General features: G+C 58.5%; 22 protein-coding genes and 1 pseudogene. 13 read left to right on the top strand and 10 right to left on the bottom strand.

What is annotated here, in order from left to right:
* Positions 1-37 precede the first annotated feature (37 nt).
* Positions 38-250 carry a type IIL restriction-modification enzyme MmeI gene (locus DFR37_RS23595; protein WP_379881422.1) on the bottom strand — a complete coding sequence of 71 codons (213 nt, stop codon included), beginning with the start codon at positions 248-250 and terminating at the stop codon, positions 38-40.
* A 50-nt stretch (positions 251-300) separates the two neighbouring features.
* Here DFR37_RS23595 and DFR37_RS23600 point away from each other — a divergent pair.
* The 5 genes and pseudogenes from DFR37_RS23600 to DFR37_RS21625 form a co-directional block, all read left to right on the top strand.
* Positions 301-363: pseudogene (locus DFR37_RS23600) on the top strand (type IIL restriction-modification enzyme MmeI); the annotation flags it as partial.
* Positions 364-384: 21 nt separating this feature from the next.
* Positions 385-660 carry a type IIL restriction-modification enzyme MmeI gene (locus DFR37_RS21610; RefSeq protein ID WP_211317339.1) on the top strand — a complete coding sequence of 92 codons (276 nt, stop codon included), beginning with the start codon at positions 385-387 and terminating at the stop codon, positions 658-660.
* Positions 657-1,088 carry a DEAD/DEAH box helicase family protein gene (locus DFR37_RS21615; protein WP_211317341.1) on the top strand — a complete coding sequence of 144 codons (432 nt, stop codon included), beginning with the start codon at positions 657-659 and terminating at the stop codon, positions 1,086-1,088. Before DFR37_RS21610 ends, DFR37_RS21615 begins: the two co-directional genes overlap by 4 nt.
* Positions 1,085-1,639, top strand: coding sequence for a hypothetical protein (locus DFR37_RS21620; protein WP_211317343.1), 555 nt, complete (start codon positions 1,085-1,087; stop codon positions 1,637-1,639). Before DFR37_RS21615 ends, DFR37_RS21620 begins: the two co-directional genes overlap by 4 nt.
* Positions 1,640-1,651: 12 nt before the next feature.
* Positions 1,652-1,957 (top strand): type II toxin-antitoxin system Phd/YefM family antitoxin, encoded by a 306-nt coding sequence (locus DFR37_RS21625; RefSeq protein WP_113935232.1) that lies wholly within the window; start codon positions 1,652-1,654, stop codon positions 1,955-1,957.
* A gap of 108 nt (positions 1,958-2,065) precedes the next feature.
* On the opposite strand, the gene DFR37_RS21630 is transcribed toward DFR37_RS21625, so the two are convergent.
* Complete coding sequence (locus DFR37_RS21630) at positions 2,066-2,305, bottom strand: hypothetical protein (protein ID WP_113935233.1); 240 nt, start codon at positions 2,303-2,305, stop codon at positions 2,066-2,068.
* Between the two features lie 715 nt (positions 2,306-3,020).
* Between DFR37_RS21630 and DFR37_RS21635 the strand changes: the two genes are divergently transcribed.
* The 4 genes from DFR37_RS21635 to groL all read left to right on the top strand — a co-directional run bounded on the left by DFR37_RS21635 (position 3,021) and on the right by groL (position 7,325).
* A complete protein-coding gene (locus tag DFR37_RS21635) occupies positions 3,021-3,647 on the top strand; it encodes a hypothetical protein (protein ID WP_113935234.1) in 627 nt (208 codons plus the stop codon).
* On the top strand, positions 3,644-4,723 hold the full coding sequence (locus DFR37_RS21640; protein ID WP_113935235.1) for a helix-turn-helix domain-containing protein: 1,080 nt from the start codon (positions 3,644-3,646) through the stop codon (positions 4,721-4,723). Before DFR37_RS21635 ends, DFR37_RS21640 begins: the two co-directional genes overlap by 4 nt.
* Positions 4,724-5,337: 614 nt before the next feature.
* The gene (locus DFR37_RS21645; RefSeq protein ID WP_113935236.1) at positions 5,338-5,625 is read left to right on the top strand and encodes a co-chaperone GroES; all 288 of its coding nucleotides are present in this window, start codon (positions 5,338-5,340) and stop codon (positions 5,623-5,625) included.
* A 50-nt stretch (positions 5,626-5,675) separates the two neighbouring features.
* On the top strand, positions 5,676-7,325 hold the full coding sequence (groL, locus tag DFR37_RS21650) for a chaperonin GroEL (RefSeq protein WP_113935237.1): 1,650 nt from the start codon (positions 5,676-5,678) through the stop codon (positions 7,323-7,325).
* 166 nt (positions 7,326-7,491) lie between these two features.
* On the opposite strand, the gene DFR37_RS21655 is transcribed toward groL, so the two are convergent.
* Positions 7,492-8,616 (bottom strand): cobalamin-independent methionine synthase II family protein, encoded by a 1,125-nt coding sequence (locus DFR37_RS21655; RefSeq protein ID WP_113935238.1) that lies wholly within the window; start codon positions 8,614-8,616, stop codon positions 7,492-7,494.
* Positions 8,617-8,822: 206 nt separating this feature from the next.
* On the opposite strand from DFR37_RS21655, the gene DFR37_RS21660 reads away from it, so the two are divergent.
* The gene (locus tag DFR37_RS21660) at positions 8,823-9,215 is read left to right on the top strand and encodes a diacylglycerol kinase (RefSeq protein WP_113935260.1); all 393 of its coding nucleotides are present in this window, start codon (positions 8,823-8,825) and stop codon (positions 9,213-9,215) included.
* 67 nt (positions 9,216-9,282) lie between these two features.
* Entirely contained in the window at positions 9,283-10,098 is an 816-nt protein-coding gene (pyrF, locus tag DFR37_RS21665; protein ID WP_113935239.1) for an orotidine-5'-phosphate decarboxylase, read from the top strand.
* Here pyrF and DFR37_RS21670 read toward each other — a convergent pair.
* The 6 genes from DFR37_RS21670 to ribBA all read right to left on the bottom strand — a co-directional run bounded on the left by DFR37_RS21670 (position 10,082) and on the right by ribBA (position 14,346).
* Positions 10,082-10,585, bottom strand: a complete 504-nt coding sequence (locus tag DFR37_RS21670; RefSeq protein WP_113935240.1) for a CinA family protein — start codon at positions 10,583-10,585, stop codon at positions 10,082-10,084. The genes pyrF and DFR37_RS21670 overlap by 17 nt on opposite strands.
* A complete protein-coding gene (locus DFR37_RS21675; protein ID WP_113935261.1) occupies positions 10,582-11,109 on the bottom strand; it encodes a phosphatidylglycerophosphatase A family protein in 528 nt (175 codons plus the stop codon). The genes DFR37_RS21670 and DFR37_RS21675 overlap by 4 nt, the downstream gene beginning before the upstream one ends.
* 91 nt (positions 11,110-11,200) lie before the next feature.
* On the bottom strand, positions 11,201-12,160 hold the full coding sequence (gene thiL, locus DFR37_RS21680) for a thiamine-phosphate kinase (RefSeq protein ID WP_113935241.1): 960 nt from the start codon (positions 12,158-12,160) through the stop codon (positions 11,201-11,203).
* A gap of 9 nt (positions 12,161-12,169) precedes the next feature.
* Complete coding sequence (gene nusB, locus DFR37_RS21685; RefSeq protein WP_242341941.1) at positions 12,170-12,658, bottom strand: transcription antitermination factor NusB; 489 nt, start codon at positions 12,656-12,658, stop codon at positions 12,170-12,172.
* A complete protein-coding gene (ribH, locus tag DFR37_RS21690; protein WP_113935243.1) occupies positions 12,645-13,166 on the bottom strand; it encodes a 6,7-dimethyl-8-ribityllumazine synthase in 522 nt (173 codons plus the stop codon). The genes nusB and ribH overlap by 14 nt, the downstream gene beginning before the upstream one ends.
* Positions 13,167-13,179: 13 nt before the next feature.
* Positions 13,180-14,346 (bottom strand): bifunctional 3,4-dihydroxy-2-butanone-4-phosphate synthase/GTP cyclohydrolase II, encoded by a 1,167-nt coding sequence (ribBA, locus tag DFR37_RS21695; protein ID WP_113935244.1) that lies wholly within the window; start codon positions 14,344-14,346, stop codon positions 13,180-13,182.
* Positions 14,347-14,612: 266 nt separating this feature from the next.
* Here ribBA and DFR37_RS21700 point away from each other — a divergent pair, with 266 nt between their 5' ends.
* Positions 14,613-16,235, top strand: a complete 1,623-nt coding sequence (locus DFR37_RS21700; RefSeq protein WP_113935245.1) for a CYTH and CHAD domain-containing protein — start codon at positions 14,613-14,615, stop codon at positions 16,233-16,235.
* Between the two features lie 47 nt (positions 16,236-16,282).
* On the opposite strand, the gene ftsY is transcribed toward DFR37_RS21700, so the two are convergent.
* Positions 16,283-17,689, bottom strand: coding sequence for a signal recognition particle-docking protein FtsY (gene ftsY / locus DFR37_RS21705; RefSeq protein WP_113935246.1), 1,407 nt, complete (start codon positions 17,687-17,689; stop codon positions 16,283-16,285).
* 65 nt (positions 17,690-17,754) lie between these two features.
* Here ftsY and rsmD point away from each other — a divergent pair, with 65 nt between their 5' ends.
* The gene (gene rsmD, locus DFR37_RS21710) at positions 17,755-18,345 is read left to right on the top strand and encodes a 16S rRNA (guanine(966)-N(2))-methyltransferase RsmD (RefSeq protein WP_113935247.1); all 591 of its coding nucleotides are present in this window, start codon (positions 17,755-17,757) and stop codon (positions 18,343-18,345) included.
* Positions 18,346-18,395 lie beyond the last annotated feature (50 nt).

Raw genomic sequence — 18,395 nt, forward strand, 5'->3', positions numbered from 1 at the left:
AGGAACGCCTTCGCTTGAAGCACGGAACAGATCGCGATCAACGCAGCCCGCCTTGATGAACTTCCAAAGCAGGACAAGAAAGCGCTGGTCGGCGACCTCCGACAGCGCGCATCCAGTCGCTGTGCATTTCTGAGGTGAGGATACCAAATTCAAACAGCCCTCCATTTTCTACGAAGAAATTTGGAGCTATTGGTATCTTGTTAGAGCTGAGAATATCGATAGGAATGTAGCTCCTACGCTCTGACGACACCTGCGGGACGAATATGAACCGATCTGGATTATATTGCTCTCGAAAAAGATGTGGTATTTCGCCTCGAAAGCCGGTACCGATATTCACCCACCCTGGTCTACAACACATTCCCTTGGCCCGATGCGTCGGAAGTAATGCGCAAGCACATTGAATCTTTGGCCGAGGAAGTGCTTCTGATTCGTGAAGACTACCCAGGCAAATCCCTCGGGGAGCTTTACGACCCAGACAAGATGCCCGCCCCGCTTCTGGCAGCCCACAAGGCGCTGGATCGCGCTGTCGAGGCCCTGTACCGCGACCGACCGTTTCGTGACGCCTCAGAGCGTCTGGAGCACTTATTCAATCGCTACGAAAAGCTGATTGCCGAAGAGCAAGCCACAAAGCTTGTCAAGAAACCCCGAAGAAGCGAATGAAAATGGCCAACCTGTTGACCGTCAATTACAAGCAGAGCGGTAAAAGCTCCAATCTAAACAGCATGGGAATGAGAGAGATGCAGGCCCGTGCTTATGACGCTCGTGATGCCCAATACCTGCTACTGAAAGCGCCGCCGGCATCCGGGAAGTCACGCGCCCTGATGTTTCTCGGCCTGGATAAGCTCCATAAGCAAGGTCTCAAGAAGGTCATTGTGGCGGTGCCGGAAATGTCCATCGGCGCATCCTTCAAGGACACCAAGCTCACCGAGCACGGCTTTTTCGCGGATTGGACGGTACAGCCTAGCTACAACCTCTGCATTCCGGGCGGCGAAGACCAAAAGGTGAAGACCTTTGTTCGTTTTATGTCCGATAGTGTAGTGATATGCTTACTCCACCGCGGTTGGATCGCTGCAAGAGGTACTGAATGAACGACGAGCCGAGAAAACGTAGCGAAGGACGCCTTGACACGCGGCTTGAAAGTGAAGGAGCGGAATTTCTCGTGCTGGGACAACTTCTCATTCACCGGATTGCTGCGTACAAGACATACACGAACATGCCCGGATACGATCTAGTAGCCACCGACCCCGAGCACAACCGATCGGCACGTATTCAAGTGAAGAGCCGCTGGAGTACTGGCGCGCGCGCCTTCTTGATTCAAAACCTCGATTGCGATTTCGTGGTTGTCGTGTTGTTAAATCGAGGCTCCAAAGACGGCAACAAGCAAGTCATGGCACCGCATTACTATGTTCTGCCCATTGAAATCGTACGATCGCTGCCGCGCACTGTGGGGTGGAAAAAAGTCAGCCTGCGCCACATCGACGGTCTGGAGCAATATAGGGACGCATGGCACTTAGTATCCAGCTTCATGTCGACTCACCAAAGGATCGGCGTCGCGAAACGCAGGTTTGACGCGCTTAACGAAATACACGACGAGGACATCACGCGTCTGTTTTATGGCAGTGAAGACTCGCAACGATAGGGAGCAGCAATTATGCGATCGATCTCAACAGCGGAGATAGAAAAGCAAGGCTGGGATTTCGTCACCTTAGCCCTCTCGCAGTCAAACCGTATAGCCGTGACCCATGATGGCAACGTTGAGGCAGTGATTCTCACCCCGTCTGAATATGCTCAGCTCATCGAAGATCAAGGTAAGGCCGAAGGCCTAGCGGCTTTGCGAGCCAGATTCGACGCTGAGCTCGCGTCACTCAATGAGCCCGGTGCGGGCGAGCGCCTCAGAAGTATAATGTCCGAGCCCACCAAGCTCCATGGCCAAGTCAAAGTCGGCGATACGTTCTGAACGCTTCCATGCTTGGCACAAACATAGCTTCGCTATGCAGTACACCGCGCTACCGTGGCATTGGCCACACTCGTCAGAGCGCCCCGGCCCCGCCTGCCATCACTGCCGCTATGTGTGATCACCGCCGGGCCCCAGCAGCGCCGTGAGCTGGGCCGCTTTGGCCCGAAGCGCTTGAAGCTCCTCGCGTGCTGCTGACCTCATGGCATCACGCTCAACAAATGGCTTGTCCTCAAAGGCGTTTAATAGCTCTGGCGTTCTCACATCGAGCGTAGTTACGGCGTAGTCGAGCCATGTTTCGTACCCTTCCGGGACCACGGCAGTCGCACCATGCGATTTTCGATCGTTCATTCCATGCCTCCTGCGTTATCAATATCCGCTAGTAAGACAGATATCGGAGCCCCCTTCGCAGCCACACAATTTGAGTGCCGCCCTTGATATGCACCGAGGCCAACGAGAGAGTCGCTCTTGTTATTATGGCGCACCGCGCGGCTGTAGCAGAACATCAACAAAAAATTTGGAACCGGTTTTATCGCTCAGCCTGCCTTCACAAAAAAGCCAGTGCGGGCGAGCGCCTGCGCAGTGTAATGTCCGGGCCCACCAGGCTGCACGGCACAGTCACAGCCAGGCGATACGTTCTGAACGCTGCATAGTCAGCACCAACCCTAGTTTCGCTATTTAGCCCGCCGCGCTACGGTGACGTTGGTCCCGCTCGTCAGGGCGCCTCGGCCCCGCACGTAATTGAATAGTCGCGCACCTCGCGTCCCGCCCCCGCTTGTCGCTGACCCCTCCATTTTATGAGAGGGTACAGCCAAGGGGAGCGCAATGCATAAGCGGTTACGCAGGACAACAAACCATCGTCGCCGGTGTCGACAATCCCGCCCAAGAACGTCCGCGCAACATCAGGGACGCTACCAAAGCCTTTATCTTCTAAGCGAGAAACACGACGTTTGAGAGCGTTGGAGGCGGGAGTCCTTCAATAAATTCATCCCCTTCTAGGCAGCCTTGTCATGTTAATTTTTTTATGCTCAAATGAGGCACTAAAAATTAACATGCGAGAATATCTATGGCGTTACCCGTTTTGGTCGACTCAGTTGAAGTATCCGACAGGTTGGGGCAGCTTGGAGTTTCGAAGGATGACCTGATGCAGGTTATCCAAGCTGCTGTAGGAGCGCGCGCGAACGCCACGCCGTTCCATCCTAAGAGCGCTCCCGGTATGTTGGCCTATATAGAGGGAACCTTCCGATTGCGCAGCGTATTGGTATCTAAGGGATGGGAGTGCTATGTCTGCCGGGACAACATTGAATCGGTCTTCAATGAAAGTAAAAATTTGAAGATCGTTTTTCAAAATGCTGACTTAGCGGGACACCCATTCGCCGACCCGGTTCCGTCTTCCAGAAAAGGACCTGGCTCCGCCAGAGTGGTCGCTATGGGGCAAAGCATGCTTTTTCCTGAGCTATCTAACGAATTACCGCCTGAGTTGCGTGCCAAGGTGTGGTATCTATTCGTCCAGGCCGAAGGTTTAGACGTTCGCGCCGAGCTATCTTGTCCAATTTCGATACAAGACGACCGGTTTCACGGGTTCAGCGAGCGAATTATGCTGGTACAGGAAGGCGAATGGGATACGCCAGACCTCTCTTACGATCGCCAACTGCCGGAACTTGAAGTGAAAGTATCGCGAAAAGCATCATGACCGGCGTATTTAACTCCCGAAGGCTGACTGTCGCGAGGAAAAGGAGGAAGTTCACGGCTAGAGCATTGGCCGAGGCCGTGAGTGTTTCACCTGTCACGATCACTCGACTGGAGAAAGGGGAGAATTGCCCTGAGCAAAGCACCGTAGAGTCCCTTTCAAAAGCACTCAACTTCCCTTTGGAATTTTTTTTCGGTGAGGATGTAGACGAGCTTGCTGTAGACGCGGCGAGCTTCCGTAGTTTGTCATCAATGACGGCCAAAGAGCGTGACGCAGCACTAGCTGCGGGGACACTTGCATACATTTTTCATGATTGGGTAGCTGCTCGCTTTAACCTTCCCGAAGTAGATATTCCTCATCTGCGAGGGGAAGCTGGTCCCGAGGCCGCTGCTCAGGCACTACGCGAAAAGTGGGGGCTCGGCCTACAACCGATCCCGAACATGATTAGATTGTTGGAAGCCAAGGGAGCGAGGATCTTTTCGTTGTGTGAAGATACGAAGAGCGTGGATGCATTCTCATGCTGGCGTAATAATCAGGCTTTTGTCTTCCTCAATACATTCAAGTCAGCGGAAAGAAGCCGCTTTGATGCTGCACACGAATTAGGACACCTCGTTCTTCACAAGCACGGCGCACCCCAAGACAGTCGGCAAGCCGAAAACGAAGCTGATCAGTTCGCGTCCACGTTCTTGATGCCAACGGAAGATGTACTATCCCGAATTCGTCGAGTTTCTACCATTGGTGAAGTGATTGCCGCAAAACGGCGTTGGGGAGTCTCCGTTGGCGCACTAACGTATCGCCTGAACAAACTCGGCATAATCAGCGAGTGGCAAAATAGAAGTTTCAACATTGAGATTTCACGCCGCGGTTTTCGTACGGAAGAACCCAACGGTCTTGCACGGGAATCATCTGTGGTCTGGCCCAAGGTGTTAGCAGAACTATGGCAAGAGCGTATCTCTCGCAGCCACATTGCACGCCAGTTGCATCTGCCAGAGTCCGAAATTGACCAACTCCTTTTCCAGCTTACCGGACAGATAACTGGCGACGCGGGCTTATATCGCGGCCTCAAATTGGTATCGTAACGACTGTCGGTTGGAGCGCAGCTCTCCATCAATCCGAGTGCTTAAGAAGCATCTACTGAGCGAAAGCACCCGCAAACGTCAACGCCGGCCAAACAGGGCCGGCTTTTTTGCGCCTGCGGTTTTAGCCCAACGGGTGCCGGGTCGCCGGCTATCGCCAGATAGTGACCAGCACAGACATCAAACAGCGCATTGCAAAAGAGGTTAAATTTCTGCTCAACGTTCGGAAGCGTTATGCTGAAAAAACGAATCTTTGACAAAGTTATGCTTTAACGCGCCTGCCCACATATGTCCTCCTTCGGCGGGCGGCAACATTATGCTTGAAAGCGCGGGAGGGTTGTGCTTAACGGCACAACAGTTCAGAATTCATGACCGAAATTCAGTTCTTAATGATTTTCGACATGAGTGGCGTAATTTGCAGCTGCAAACTGAATGGCGAAAATTTCAAACTGAGTGAAGTTCGACAACTTGTCCGAGCCCCTCAAATGTAACAATCTCCACCCCCCACTTGAAGATTTCCGTATCGCCCCTATAATTAGCACTCGAGGGGGTAGAGTGCTAACAGCCGCGCCCCACGGTTAATGTTGACCCATTTCTATTGATACAGGAGTTCCTTCATGGCACTGCGTCCTTTGCACGATCGCGTGATCGTCAAACGTCTGGACAACGAGCGTACAACCGCTTCGGGTATTGTTATTCCTGAAAGCGCCGCTGAAAAGCCCGACCAAGGCGAAGTTATTTCCGTCGGCCCCGGCAAGCGCGCCGAAGACGGCAAATTGCTGCCTGTTGACGTCAAGGCTGGCGACAAGGTTCTGTTCGGCAAATACGCCGGCCAGGCTGTCAAGGTCGATGGCGAAGAACTGCTCGTCATCCGCGAGGACGAAATCCTCGCCGTCATTCAGTAATTTACCGACGGGTAATTCAGTAATTTACAAACGAATTAAGGAATACAAGAATGGCTGCTAAGCAAGTACTATTCGGCGACGACGCACGCACGCGCATCGTCCGTGGCGTAAACACCCTGGCCAACGCGGTCAAGACCACTTTGGGACCCAAGGGTCGCAATGTTGTGCTCGAGCGTTCGTTCGGCGCCCCTACCGTTACTAAAGACGGCGTTTCCGTTGCCAAAGAAATCGAACTGAAAGACAAGTTCGAAAACATTGGCGCCCAGCTCGTCAAGGAAGTTGCTTCCAAGACATCCGACAACGCTGGCGACGGCACCACCACGGCTACTGTGTTGGCCCAGTCCATCGTTGAAGAAGGCCTGAAATACGTTGCCGCCGGCATCAATCCTATGGACTTGAAGCGCGGTATCGACAAGGCTGTTGCTGTCGCAATCGAAGAACTGAAGAAAATCTCCAAGCCTTGCACCACCAGCAAGGAAATCGCCCAGGTCGGTTCCATTTCGGCCAACAGCGATGCATCGATCGGCGAAATCATTGCCAACGCAATGGACAAGGTCGGCAAGGAAGGCGTTATTACCGTTGAAGACGGCAAGTCGCTGGACAACGAGCTGGACGTCGTCGAAGGCATGCAATTCGACCGCGGCTACCTGTCGCCCTACTTCATCAACAACCAGGACAAGCAAGTTTCCGTCCTGGAAGATCCGTATGTCCTGATTTTCGACAAGAAAGTCAGCAACATCCGCGACCTGCTGCCGATCCTGGAACAAGTTGCCAAGTCCAGCCGTCCTCTGCTGATCGTAGCTGAAGACGTCGAAGGCGAAGCACTGGCCACTTTGGTTGTGAACAACATCCGCGGCATCCTGAAAACGACTGCTGTCAAGGCTCCTGGCTTTGGCGATCGTCGCAAAGCCATGCTGGAAGACATTGCCATCCTGACCGGCGGCACTGTCATCTCGGAAGAAACCGGCGGTTCGCTTGAAAAAGCCACCCTGGAAGAACTGGGCCAGGCCAAGCGCATTGAAGTCGGCAAAGAAAACACCATCATCATCGACGGCGCTGGCGACAGCAAATCGATCGAAGCGCGCGTTAAGCAAATCCGCGTTCAGATCGAAGAAGCCACTTCCGACTACGACCGTGAAAAACTGCAAGAGCGCGTGGCCAAGCTGGCTGGCGGTGTTGCCGTGATTCGTGTTGGCGCTGCCACCGAAGTCGAAATGAAGGAAAAGAAAGCACGCGTTGAAGATGCTCTGCATGCAACCCGCGCTGCCGTTGAAGAAGGTATTGTTCCTGGCGGCGGTGTAGCACTGATCCGCGCCAAGGCTGCCATTGCCAAGGTCAAGGGCGACAACATCGACCAGGAAGCAGGCATCAAGCTGATTCTGCGCGCTGTTGAAGCTCCCCTGCGCACTATCGTCGCCAACGCTGGCGCAGAACCCAGCGTTGTCGTGAACGAAGTCGCAAACGGCAAGGGCAACTACGGCTACAACGCCGCTACCGGCGAGTACGGCGACCTGGTCGAACAGGGCGTGCTGGATCCCACCAAGGTTACCCGCACCGCACTGCAGAACGCAGCTTCGGTTGCCAGCCTGTTGCTCACGACAGAGGTCGCAGTGGCCGAAATCGTTGAAGACAAACCAGCCGGCGGCGGTATGCCCGATATGGGCGGCATGGGTGGTATGGGCGGCATGGGCGGCTTCTAAGCCACTTATCCGCACAGCGGCCTATGAAGATGGGCGCCGGCTCCGGCCGGCTCCCGCCAACAACAGCCCAAGCAAAAAGGCCTCCGATTCGTCGGAGGCCTTTTTTTTAGCGGTATTTTTATCGCCGGACGCCGGGCCGCCCCAGGATAAAAAGAGCCCCCAATTTTTATTGACGCGAAGCCCGATCAGCGCCGTCCCGCAAGACCGCAAGCTTCATCCACGTTACAGCCGGGTCGATCTTGCCGTAGTTTGCAAACGTCCCAAAACCGCAGTCGGTGCTTGCCACGACCCGGTCCTGACCCACAAAGGCCACGTAACGCTCAAGCCGCTGCCGGATCAGTTCGGGATGCTCGACATAATTGGAGCAGCTGTCGATAAGGCCGGGGGCCAGAATCTTGTCATCCGCCAGCTTGGCGTCGCGCCAGATTTCCCACTCGTGCTCATGACGCGGGTTCGCGGCCTCGAACAGGATGGTTGACGGCCTGGCGGCCAGGATCGGGTCAATGACCTTTTCAAGGGCGATGTCGCAGTGGTGCGGGCCTTCGTAATTTCCCCAGCAGACATGCATGCGCAGCTTTTCCGAGGGAATGTTGCGGGTGGCCGCATTGAGCGCTTCGACGTTCTGCCAGGCACGCTTGGTGAACTCGGCTTCGCTAAGATTCTGGAAGCCCGTGTGAGCCGCCATCGCCAGGTCGGGACAATCAAGCTGCAGATCGAAGCCAGCGGCCACGATGGCTTCGTACTCGGGCCGCATCGCTTCGACCAGGTCGGCCAGATAGGCTTCGTGCGTGGGGTAATGCTGGTTCGGCTGGAACGCGGTCACCAAACCGGGAGATGCCGCATTCATGAAGCCACGGCCGCCGCGGCCATGCCGCTCGATAGCCGACTTGAAGCGGCGGATGTCAGCCAGGCAGGGTTCAAGCGTACGCAGCTTCACGGGACCGACGCAAGCGGCTCGCACGAACTCCTGGGACCCCATGATGGCGGCCAGCTTCTTTCTTAGCTCGGGGAGGTCGGCCAGATCTTTTGCCGGTGTACGGTCGACGTGGCCGCCGAAGCCTTCAAGCCGCTCTGTAATGTATGTGGCATAGCCGACCTTGCCGAGCTCGCCATCGCTCATGATGCCTACACCGGCTTCAACCTGCTTCTGCACGGCATGATCGATAGCCGCCTGGACGACTTGCTCGAAGTGTTCGGCGTCGACTTCTTGGCCGTGATCATGCGCAAGCAGCAACTGCGCAAGTTCGTCGCCGCGGGGAAGACTGCCAACATGGGTGGTCAGAATAGCCATCACGTTCCTTTTATGCTTTTATGAGAAGAAGCTAGTTTATCCAACTTCTTCGGGTCGGTACATTTTGACCGGGGCTTTTTTCACCAAGGCGCCGAGCCGCCTTCCCGGCAGTGTCCATTACAATGCTGGCTATCCGTGCCGGCTATCCGCACAACTACGGCGTCCGGATCGCAAAACCGGCGGTTGCCGCTCCCTTTCAAGGCCTCATGAACGACACGCACTCTCCGTACAAAAGCAAAGGCGGGCTCGCCCGGCTATTCAATGCTTTGCGCTATTCGCTGCAAGGCCTGGGCGCCGCCTTCAAGCACGAGGCGGCTTTTCGCCAGGAGCTGGCCATTGCCGTCATCCTTGTGCCGGTCGCTTTCTGGCTGGGCAATACGCTGGCCGAACAGCTATTGCTGATAGGCGCGGTTTTCTTTGTATTGATTATTGAGATCGTGAATTCGGCGCTCGAGGCCCTGGCCGATGCCATCACGCTGGAAGAACACCCCTTGATCGGACGCGCCAAGGATCTGGGCAGCGCCGCGGTCATGATGTCCATTCTTCTGGCTTGCCTGGTGTGGCTGGCGGTTATTCTAGGCCACACTGCAAGCCTTTAGACGATATCGCGCCCCCAAGCACAAAACGCCGAACTCCCTACCCGCAAATACCAACACGACTATGAGCATGACCTTCACTGAAAAACTCGACCAGGCCTGGGTCCATTCCAATTCCATGCTGATGATAGGCCTAGACCCGGATCCGCAGCGCTTCCCGGCAGAGATCCAGGGGCGCCCCGACGCCATCTACGAGTTTTGCCGCGCCATTGTCGATGCCACGGCCCCCTATGTCTGCGGCATCAAGCCGCAAATCGCCTACTTTGCCTCGCAAGGCGCCGAAGCCCAGCTGGAAGCGCTGCTGCGCTATGTGCGCGAACAATATCCGCAGCTGCCCATAGTACTGGACGCCAAGCGCGGCGACATCGGCTCGACCGCCGAACAATACGCCCAGGAGGCCTTCGAGCGCTACCAGGCCGACGCCGTCACCGTCAACCCGTATATGGGCTACGACTCGGTTCAACCCTATCTGTCGTGGCAAGAGAAAGGCGTTATCGTTCTATGCCGCACCTCCAACAAGGGCGGCTCCGACCTGCAGTTCGTTGAAACAATCGATGGCGTGCCGCTATATTTGCATGTGGCCGGCCTGGTGGCCGACCGCTGGAACGCCAACGGCCAATGCGCGCTGGTTGTAGGCGCCACCTTTCCGGAAGAGCTGGCCAAGGTGCGCGAACGCGTCGGCGACATGCCCTTGCTGGTGCCCGGCATCGGCGCTCAGGGCGGGGATATCCCGGCCACGGTCAAGGCCGGCAGCAATCAGCGCGGCACAGGCATGATGATCAATTCATCGCGGGCCATTCTGTATGCCAGCGGCGGAGACGACTGGCGCGAAGCCGCCGCCCGAGCCGCCTTGGCGACGCGCGACGCGATTAACGCGGCTCGATAAAGGCCAGGGCGGTTTCCAGGGCAAACGCCACGGAGGCGGCGCGCACTTGCTGGCGATCGCCTTCGAAAATACGTGTGGCAGCCCGGGTTACCAGGCCCTCGCCGGCGCGCTGGGCAAACCCGAAACACACCATTCCCACCGGCTTGCCGGGCGTTGCGCCGTCGGGTCCGGCAATACCCGTGGTCGAAATGGCAAAGTTGGCCTTCTGGCTTACGCTGAGCACGCCGGCCGCCATTTCCATGGCGGTTTCTTCGCTGACCGCGCCGAAGCGTTCAAGCGTGTCGTGCCCTACCCGCAACTGCTCTATTTTGGCGGCATTGCTGTACGTGACAAAGCCTCGGTCGAACCATTGGCTGGAGCCTGGAATATCGGTAACGGCGGCGCTAAGCAGGCCGCCCGTGCATGATTCGGCACAGCCCAGCATCCAATTGCGCCGCAGCAATCTTTGCCCCAGCTCGGCAGCGCGTATGACAGTCGATTCGCTCATGACAGGACTCCAGTGCGGACTAAAATGGCCAACAGCAGCAGGCTGTAGCCCGCCGCCAATAAATCATCCCACATAACGCCGAAGCCATGCTTCAAATGCTTGTCGAAATAACGGATGGGCGGCGGCTTGATAATATCGAAAAACCGGAATGCCGCAAAAGCCACAGCTTGAGCGAGCAGCGAATCGGGCGTCAACCACAGTACCAGCCAGAAAGCCACCATCTCGTCCCAGACCATGGTGCTGGAATCGGGCTCGCCCATGTCCTGGCCTGTACGCTGGCAGCACCAGCAGCCCAAGGCAAATAGCGCCACCAGCCCTGCGGCGATAACGGCATCGCCTAAATGACGCGCCCCAAGCACCCATAACGCCCAGGCCAATACCGTACCCCAGGTTCCGGGGCCGGGCCGCAACAGGCCGCTGCCAAACCCCAGCGCCACAATGCGCAGCGGCGAACGCAGCATCCACGGCCAGGTAGGCCTGAATGCCTGTGTTGACGAGTTTGCGCCCGACTCTGAAATTGCCATAAATAACTCTCGAATATTCTGCATGACGGGACGCCGGCGCGGCCCCAAGGTTGAACCGACGAAAGCCCGCGTTCAACTGTAAATCCGTAGCTCAATCGAAATGTTCGAAACCACCGCTGGGCACGGCAACGCGGCTGCCATCCGCACGTTCAACGATAATATCGCGTCCCGCCGTAATCGAACCAATACGCGTGGCGGCCACGCCGGCTTGCCGTGCCAGCGCCGAAATCGTTTCCCGTTGCGCCACGGACGCGGTAAAACATAATTCATACACGTCGCCGCCGCCCAGTACCGCCGCCTCTTGCACTGCATCGGGCAGGCCCTTCAAGGCCGGACACACCGGCAATGCGTCGTACAGTAGCTCGGCGCCGCAACGGCTGGCGGCCAGGATATGGCCCAGGTCCTGCAGCAAGCCGTCGGAAATATCCAGCGCGGCATGCGCCACGCCGGCAAGGCTTTGTGCGAACTTCAGCGGCGGCTCCGGGCGTTCCAGCGCGTGGCGCGTGGCCGCCAGCAAGGCGGGATCGGCCGGCAGCGTTTGCTGCAGCAGCCGTAGCGCGACATCGGCCGCGCCAAGGCAGCCCGTTACCCAGATATCGTCGCCGCTCCGGGCGGCGGCGCGGCGCAATGCCTTGGCCGGGTCCACCTGCCCAAAAACCGTAATGCTCAGGGTAATGCCGGATACGCTGCGCGTCGTGTCGCCCCCCACCAAGGGGCATGCAGCTTTATCCGCCAGGGCATAGAAGCCCTCGGCAAAAGCCCCCAGCCAGGGATGGTCGACATGGGGCAAGGCCACGCCCAGGACGCAGGCCAAAGGCTGTGCGCCCATGGCGGCAAGGTCCGACAAATTGACGGCCAACGCCTTATGCCCGAGTGCGCGGGGATCGACATCCGGAAAGAAATGGCGGCCTTCGATCAGCAGGTCGGTGCTGACGGCCATTTGCTGGCCGGCGTCCAGCGGCAGCAAAGCACAATCATCGCCCACCCCAAGAAATCGCGCCGGCACGGGCCGCGAAAAATACCGGGCGATGAGATCGAATTCGTATCCCAATAAGCCCTCTTAGCGGCGTGCGCCGGCCTGAACCTCGGCGGGCCGTACGTCGGCGGCCATTTTATCGAGCACGCCGTTGACGAACTTGAATCCGTCGGTGCCGCCAAACGACTTGGCCAGTTCGACGGCCTCGTTGATGGCGACTTTGTAAGGCACCTCAAGGTGATGAATGAGTTCGTAGCTGCCAATCAGCAAGATACCGTGTTCGATGGGCGAGAGTTCGGCCAGAGGACGGTCGATATAGGGTTCGAAGCGTTCGCGCAAGCCGGGGGCTTCTTTCAGGACGCCATGAAGCAGCGTCTTGAACCAGGTGGCATCAGCCTCGGGGAATTCTTCGTCATCGCGAATATGCGCGTCGATTGCCCCCGCCTCTTGCAGGCCGTCGTCGCCCCGCAACAGCCAGGCATAGACGCCTTGCAGGGCGAATTCGCGCGCCCGCCGGCGCGCACTGCGAGGATTGGGGCGTGAACCCGCCCCCTGAGGCTTACTCTTCGTCAAGATCGTCATCCTCGTAATCTTCGTCGTCTTCGTCTTCGTCGTCGGATTCGGGCTCGAGCGCAGCCACCAGGTTGGCCATCTCGACCGCCGCGCGGGCGCAGTCACGGCCCTTGCCTTCGGCGCGCGACTCGGCTTGCTCGTCGGTATCGGTGGTAAGGACGCCGTTGGTAACCGGAATGCCGGTTTCCAGCGCCACCCGGCTGATGGCCGCGGCGCTTTCGTTGCTGACCAGTTCAAAGTGATAGGTTTCGCCGCGAATCACTGCGCCCAACGCAATCAACGCATCGAATTCAAAGGTTTCGGCCATTTGCGCCAGGGTGACGCCCATTTCCAGGGCGCCCGGCACGGTTACCACCATGATGTCGCGCTCGTCCACGCCCAGTTCGGCCAGTTCCGCCAGGCACGAGTCAAGCTCGGCCAGGCCGATGTTTTCGTTGAAACGAGACCGTACGATCCCAATGTGCAGGCCTTCACCGTTAAGGTCGGGTATCAGGGTATAGGGGTTCATTAGTCAGTTCCTTTTAAGCGTTGGACGAAGGTTCGCTATCGTAACCCGTTACGGTCAAAGAAAAGCCGGCCATGCTGGGCATTTTTCGCGGCCGCGCCAACAACCGGGCATGGCCGACATTCAAATCGCGCATGATTTGCGCGCCAATACCGTAGGTGCGCAGATCGAAGCGGCTTTCATTGCCAGCTGGAATCTGCGCCTCGGTGGGCTTGCCCCAGGCCGCAAACTGTTCGAACAGCAGATCGGCCGAGCTTTGGCAGTTAAGCAGCACCAGCACCCCCGACGGAGCGGCCGCAATGGCCTTGAGTGCATTGGAAACCGTCCAACTATGGCTGGAGGGGTCGGCGGAAAGCACGTCCAGCATGGTTGTGGGTTCGTGCACCCGCACCAGGGTTTCGGTTTCGGGCGAGATCGTGCCATGCACCAGCGCCAGATGCGGCGCACCCGCGGCCAGGTCGCGATACGCCACGGCAGTGAATTCGCCCCAGGGTGTTTGCATGCGGCGCTCGCCGACACGCTCGACCATGGACTCGTGTTCGCTGCGGTACTGAATAAGGTCGGCAATGGTACCGATCTTGAGGCCGTGCTCGCGCGCAAATATTTTAAGGTCGGGCAGGCGGGCCATAGTGCCGTCCGGCTTGAGCACCTCGCAAATAACGGCTGCGGGAGTCAGCCCCGCCAGTGCGGTAAAGTCGCAGCCCGCTTCAGTATGGCCGGCGCGCACCAGCACGCCGCCGCGTACCGCCTGCACCGGGAAGATATGGCCCGGCTGGACGATGTCGGCCGGCTTGGCGTCGCGCGCCACGGCCACCTGGATGGTGCGGGCGCGATCGGCCGCCGAGATGCCGGTTTCGACGCCTTCGGCCGCTTCGATCGACATGGTGAAATTAGTGCCGAAGCGCGCGCCGTTATTGCTGGCCATAAGAGGCAATTGCAATTGACGGCATCGCTCTTCGGTAAGAGTAAGGCACACCAGCCCGCGCGCATGGGTCACCATGAAATTGATGGCGTCGGGCGTAACGAACTCGGCGGCCATGACCAGGTCGCCCTCGTTTTCACGGTCTTCTTCGTCGACAAGAATGACCATGCGCCCCGCGCGCAATTCAGCGACTATCTCAGTAACCGGCGAAATATCAAAGGTTTCAGTGCGTTGGGCATCTGCTGCCAAAAGGTTGCTCATGACTCTGGTCTCAGTAAAAGTTGGCTCATTTTAACGCGTGCCGCACGCGATTATCTTGACATTGTCGCCCGAACGGCGCGCTTCTGCAGAACTGCGGCTGAATCGGGTGTTGGCGCCATTTCTCGCAGCCAGCCGGAAACGCCATGAATACGTCGTTTTACATGGCGTTTCTGCCAAAAACAAAAGAAAACCATGGGCGAAAAATCATAAGCGGCATGCACGCTGTTGCGCTACTATGCGCCATGACTCTGTAGGGGCTTGGCCGGATGATCGAACGCGAATTAAAACTGCATGTGCCCCAGGCTGCGCGCGCGCCTATCGCCAAGGCGCTGCGGGCCCAGAAGGCCCGCCGCACCAGTTTGCATGCATGCTACTACGACACCGCAACGCGCGAACTTGCCCATGCCCGCATTGCCTTGCGCCTGCGCAAAGAAGGACGCCACTGGGTACAAACCGTCAAGGCGCCGGGAGCCGACGCCTTGACGCGCATTGAAGTCAATCATGTCAGGCCCGGGCCCACCCTGGACTTGCAGTTATACGACGGCACGCCCCTCCAGGGCCTCCTGGCCGCCCTGGAGCATCCTTTACTGCCACGCTACGAAACCAAGGTTACTCGCCTCGTACTGCAGGCCACGCTGGACGGCAGCGTCGTCGAAGTTGCCTACGACCAGGGGATTGTTTTAGCCGGGGGACTGGAGCTGCCCATCAGTGAAGTCGAGTTCGAGCTGGTTAGCGGCGATATAGCAAGCGTATTCGATCTGGGCGAGCAATGGCTGGAGCGCTATGGGCTGATCCTGGACTTGCGCAGCAAGGCCGAGCGCGGCGACGCCCTGGCGGCCTTCGCCTTCAAGCCCGAAGGGGCAAGCGCCTCGGCCGAAGCACAAGCAAACGCGGCGGCCGGCCTGTGGCCGGCGCGGCGCGCCAAAACTCCCGCCCTAAAGGGCAAAACCGGCATTGCAGCCGCCTATCAGTTGTGCGCCAACGAATGCCTGAGCCAGATTATCCAGAACACCGCCTACATAGCCGGCGTCGATACCGCGCTGGCCGGCAAAGCCGCACATGTTGAATATGTCCACCAAGCCCGTGTTGGAATACGCCGCCTGCGTTCATGCTGGAAGCTGTTCAAGCACCACGTCGAACCGGCCGAAGCGGCTGCCGAAGCCCAGTTGCGCCGGGGCTTTGGCCTATTCGGCGGCTCGCGCGACGCCGACATCATTCAACTGACAGTCGAACCGCAACTGATCGACGCCGGCCTGCCCGCCTACCAGCCTTCGCGCGCCCAGCCCGAGCCTCATGCCCGCCCCGAAACCGTCGCCGCCGGCGCGCCTTTGCAGTCAGCCTTGCTGCGCCTGCTGCGGCAACTGGTTGTGCTTGGCGAGCCCGCAAACACGCCGACCGCGGCAGATGCCAACAAAGCAAAACTCATTGCCGCTCAACTTGACGGAATAGAAGCCGGCGCCCCGGTGCGCGCCACAAGCGATTCAAGGTCGGACGACGCGCCGGCGCTGCGCCCAGTGCTTACCAAGCGTCTTAATGGCTGGCTGAAAAAAATAGCCAAGGCAGGTTCGGAATTTACCAGCCTGCCCATCGATAAACAGCATGACGTGCGCAAAGAAGTCAAAAGCCTGCGCTATTGCCTGGACTTTGCCGAGCACCTTCTTGCCAAGCCCGAGCTGCGCCCCCTGCGATCCAGCCTGGCTCAAATCCAGGCCGTCCTGGGCGACCTCAACGATTACTATGTGGCGGAAGGCTACTACCGCCCCTTGGTTCAAGCGCAACCGCAACTCTGGTTTGCCGTTGGCTGGCTGCGCGCCGCGCAAGACCATAGAAAGACATTGGCTCAGGTTCTTTTCAGGAAACTGGACGAGCACAAGCCTTTAAAGAAATAGGCGTCTTCCGGACTATCCCGCGGACACCCAAAAGCCCAGCCGCATGACTAGTCGCCGACCATGGCGCTGGCAAACTCGCGCGCAACGAAAGGCTGCAAGTCTTCCATGCCCTCGCCCACTCCTATCCAGTACACGGGTATGGGCCGCACGCCCTGGCTGCCGGCGGCCACGGCCGCCAGCGTGCCGCCCTTGGCCGTGCCGTCGAGCTTGGTCACGACCAGCCCAGTAAGGGTAATGGCGGCGTCAAAGGCCCGTATTTGGGCCAATGCGTTTTGCCCCGTGTTGCCGTCGACCACCAGCAGAACTTCGTGAGGCGCCTCGTTGTCGGCCTTGCCGATCACCCGCCGAATTTTTTTCAGTTCTTCCATTAGATGCAACTGCGTCGGCAAACGCCCGGCGGTGTCGACCATGACAATGCCCGCGCCACGGGCGCGGCCGGCGTTGACGGCGTCGAAAGCCACCGCCGCCGGATCACCGCCCTCTTGGGCTATGACGGAAACATTGTTGCGCTCGCCCCAAACTATGAGTTGCTCGCGCGCCGCCGCCCGGAATGTATCGCCCGCGGCCAGCAGCACTTTTTCGCCCTGGCTCTGAAAAGCATAGGCCAGCTTGCCTATGGACGTCGTTTTGCCCGCGCCGTTCACGCCGGCGATCATGACGACGATGGGCGAGGCATAGCCCATTTTGAACTTCTTTTCCAAGGGCGCCAGATGCTCGGCAAGAATGTCGCGCAGTGCGGCCTTGACCTTGCCGGCGTCCTCGATACGCTCCTTGCGCACTTTCGCGCGCAAGGCGGTCAGCAACTTCTCGGTGGCTTCCATGCCGGCATCGGCCATGATCAGCGCGGTTTCGAGTTCTTCGAACAAAGCCTCGTCGACCTTGACGCCAACGAACAGGCCTCCAATGCTTTGGCCTGTGCGCGACAAGCCGGTTTTAAGGCGCGATAACCACGACGACTTGCGGTCCACAGCCGCAGGGGCGGCAGGCTCCGGCTCGTGCTCTGGCACCGGCTGCAGAACGGGCGCAAAAGCCGGCTGCACCGACAATTCGGCCACAGGCTCTTCGGCGCCGCCTTCGGCTTCTTGATTGGCGGCAGCCGAGCGCGCGGCAAGTTCCTCGCTACGAGCTTGGGCCGCCGCTGCTTGCGCTTGTAATTCGGCTTTCGCGCGAGCCGCCGCTTCGGCTTCGGCTTTTGCCTTGGCCGCTGCTTCTTGAGCCGCTGCCTCTGCCGCCGCTCGCGCCGCCGTCTCTTGTGCCTTGGCCTCGGCTTCGGCCTGGGCCGCTGCTTCCGTCTCGGCCTCGGCCTTCTGCTTGACTTCCGCCTCTACCCGGGCGGCAACCTCGGCGGCGTCCTGGGCCGCCTCGCCGGCTTCCGGCCCGGCCGCGTGCTCGTCCGCGACAGGCGCCGCGTCTCCGGTGCCCTCAGCTTTTTTTCTTTTAAAGAAACCGAACATAGACATACGATTACACTACCTGAAAGTTTGGTTGATGTAGTCCAGACATTGCTTTCCGAACCATCATGAAAAAACACCTTATCCGTATTGTAGGCGGTGATTACCGCCGCACCCAGATTCCTGTGGTCGAAGCTGAAGGACTGCGTCCCACCCCCGACCGCGTCCGGGAAACCCTTTATAACTGGCTGCAGCATTTATGGGGCGGCAATTTCTCCGACAAACGCGTGCTGGACCTGTTCGCCGGCACCGGGGCCCTTGGGTTCGAGGCCGCTTCCCGGGGAGCGGCCCATGTGCAAATGGTCGAAACCAATCCGGAAGCCGCCGCCGCCCTGCGTGCGCTGCGCAATAAGCTCAACGCCACGAACGTTCGCATACATACGGGCGACGCCAAGACAGTCATCCATCGCCTTGAGGCCGCGCGCTTCGACCTTGTTCTGCTCGACCCGCCCTTTGGCCATGGCTGGCTGGAGCAAATATGGGACCAGCTGCCCCGCCTGCTGGAGCCTCAAGGGCTTATCTATGCCGAGTCCGAAGCTCCGTTTTCCCCCCCCGGCAGTTTCGAAACTCTGCGCGAAGGCCGGGCAGGCAATGTACACTATCGCCTGCTGCAATTTGCTGCGCCGCAAAAAATAGACAATAATTCAGGAAACGCTTAAGAATCAGCAGCGTCCAACATGGAAACGGAAGCTTCTTTTATTGAGCCGAG

Origin of the sequence: Eoetvoesiella caeni (assembly GCF_003315175.1) — a bacterium.
Lineage (GTDB): Bacteria > Pseudomonadota > Gammaproteobacteria > Burkholderiales > Burkholderiaceae_B > Eoetvoesia > Eoetvoesia caeni.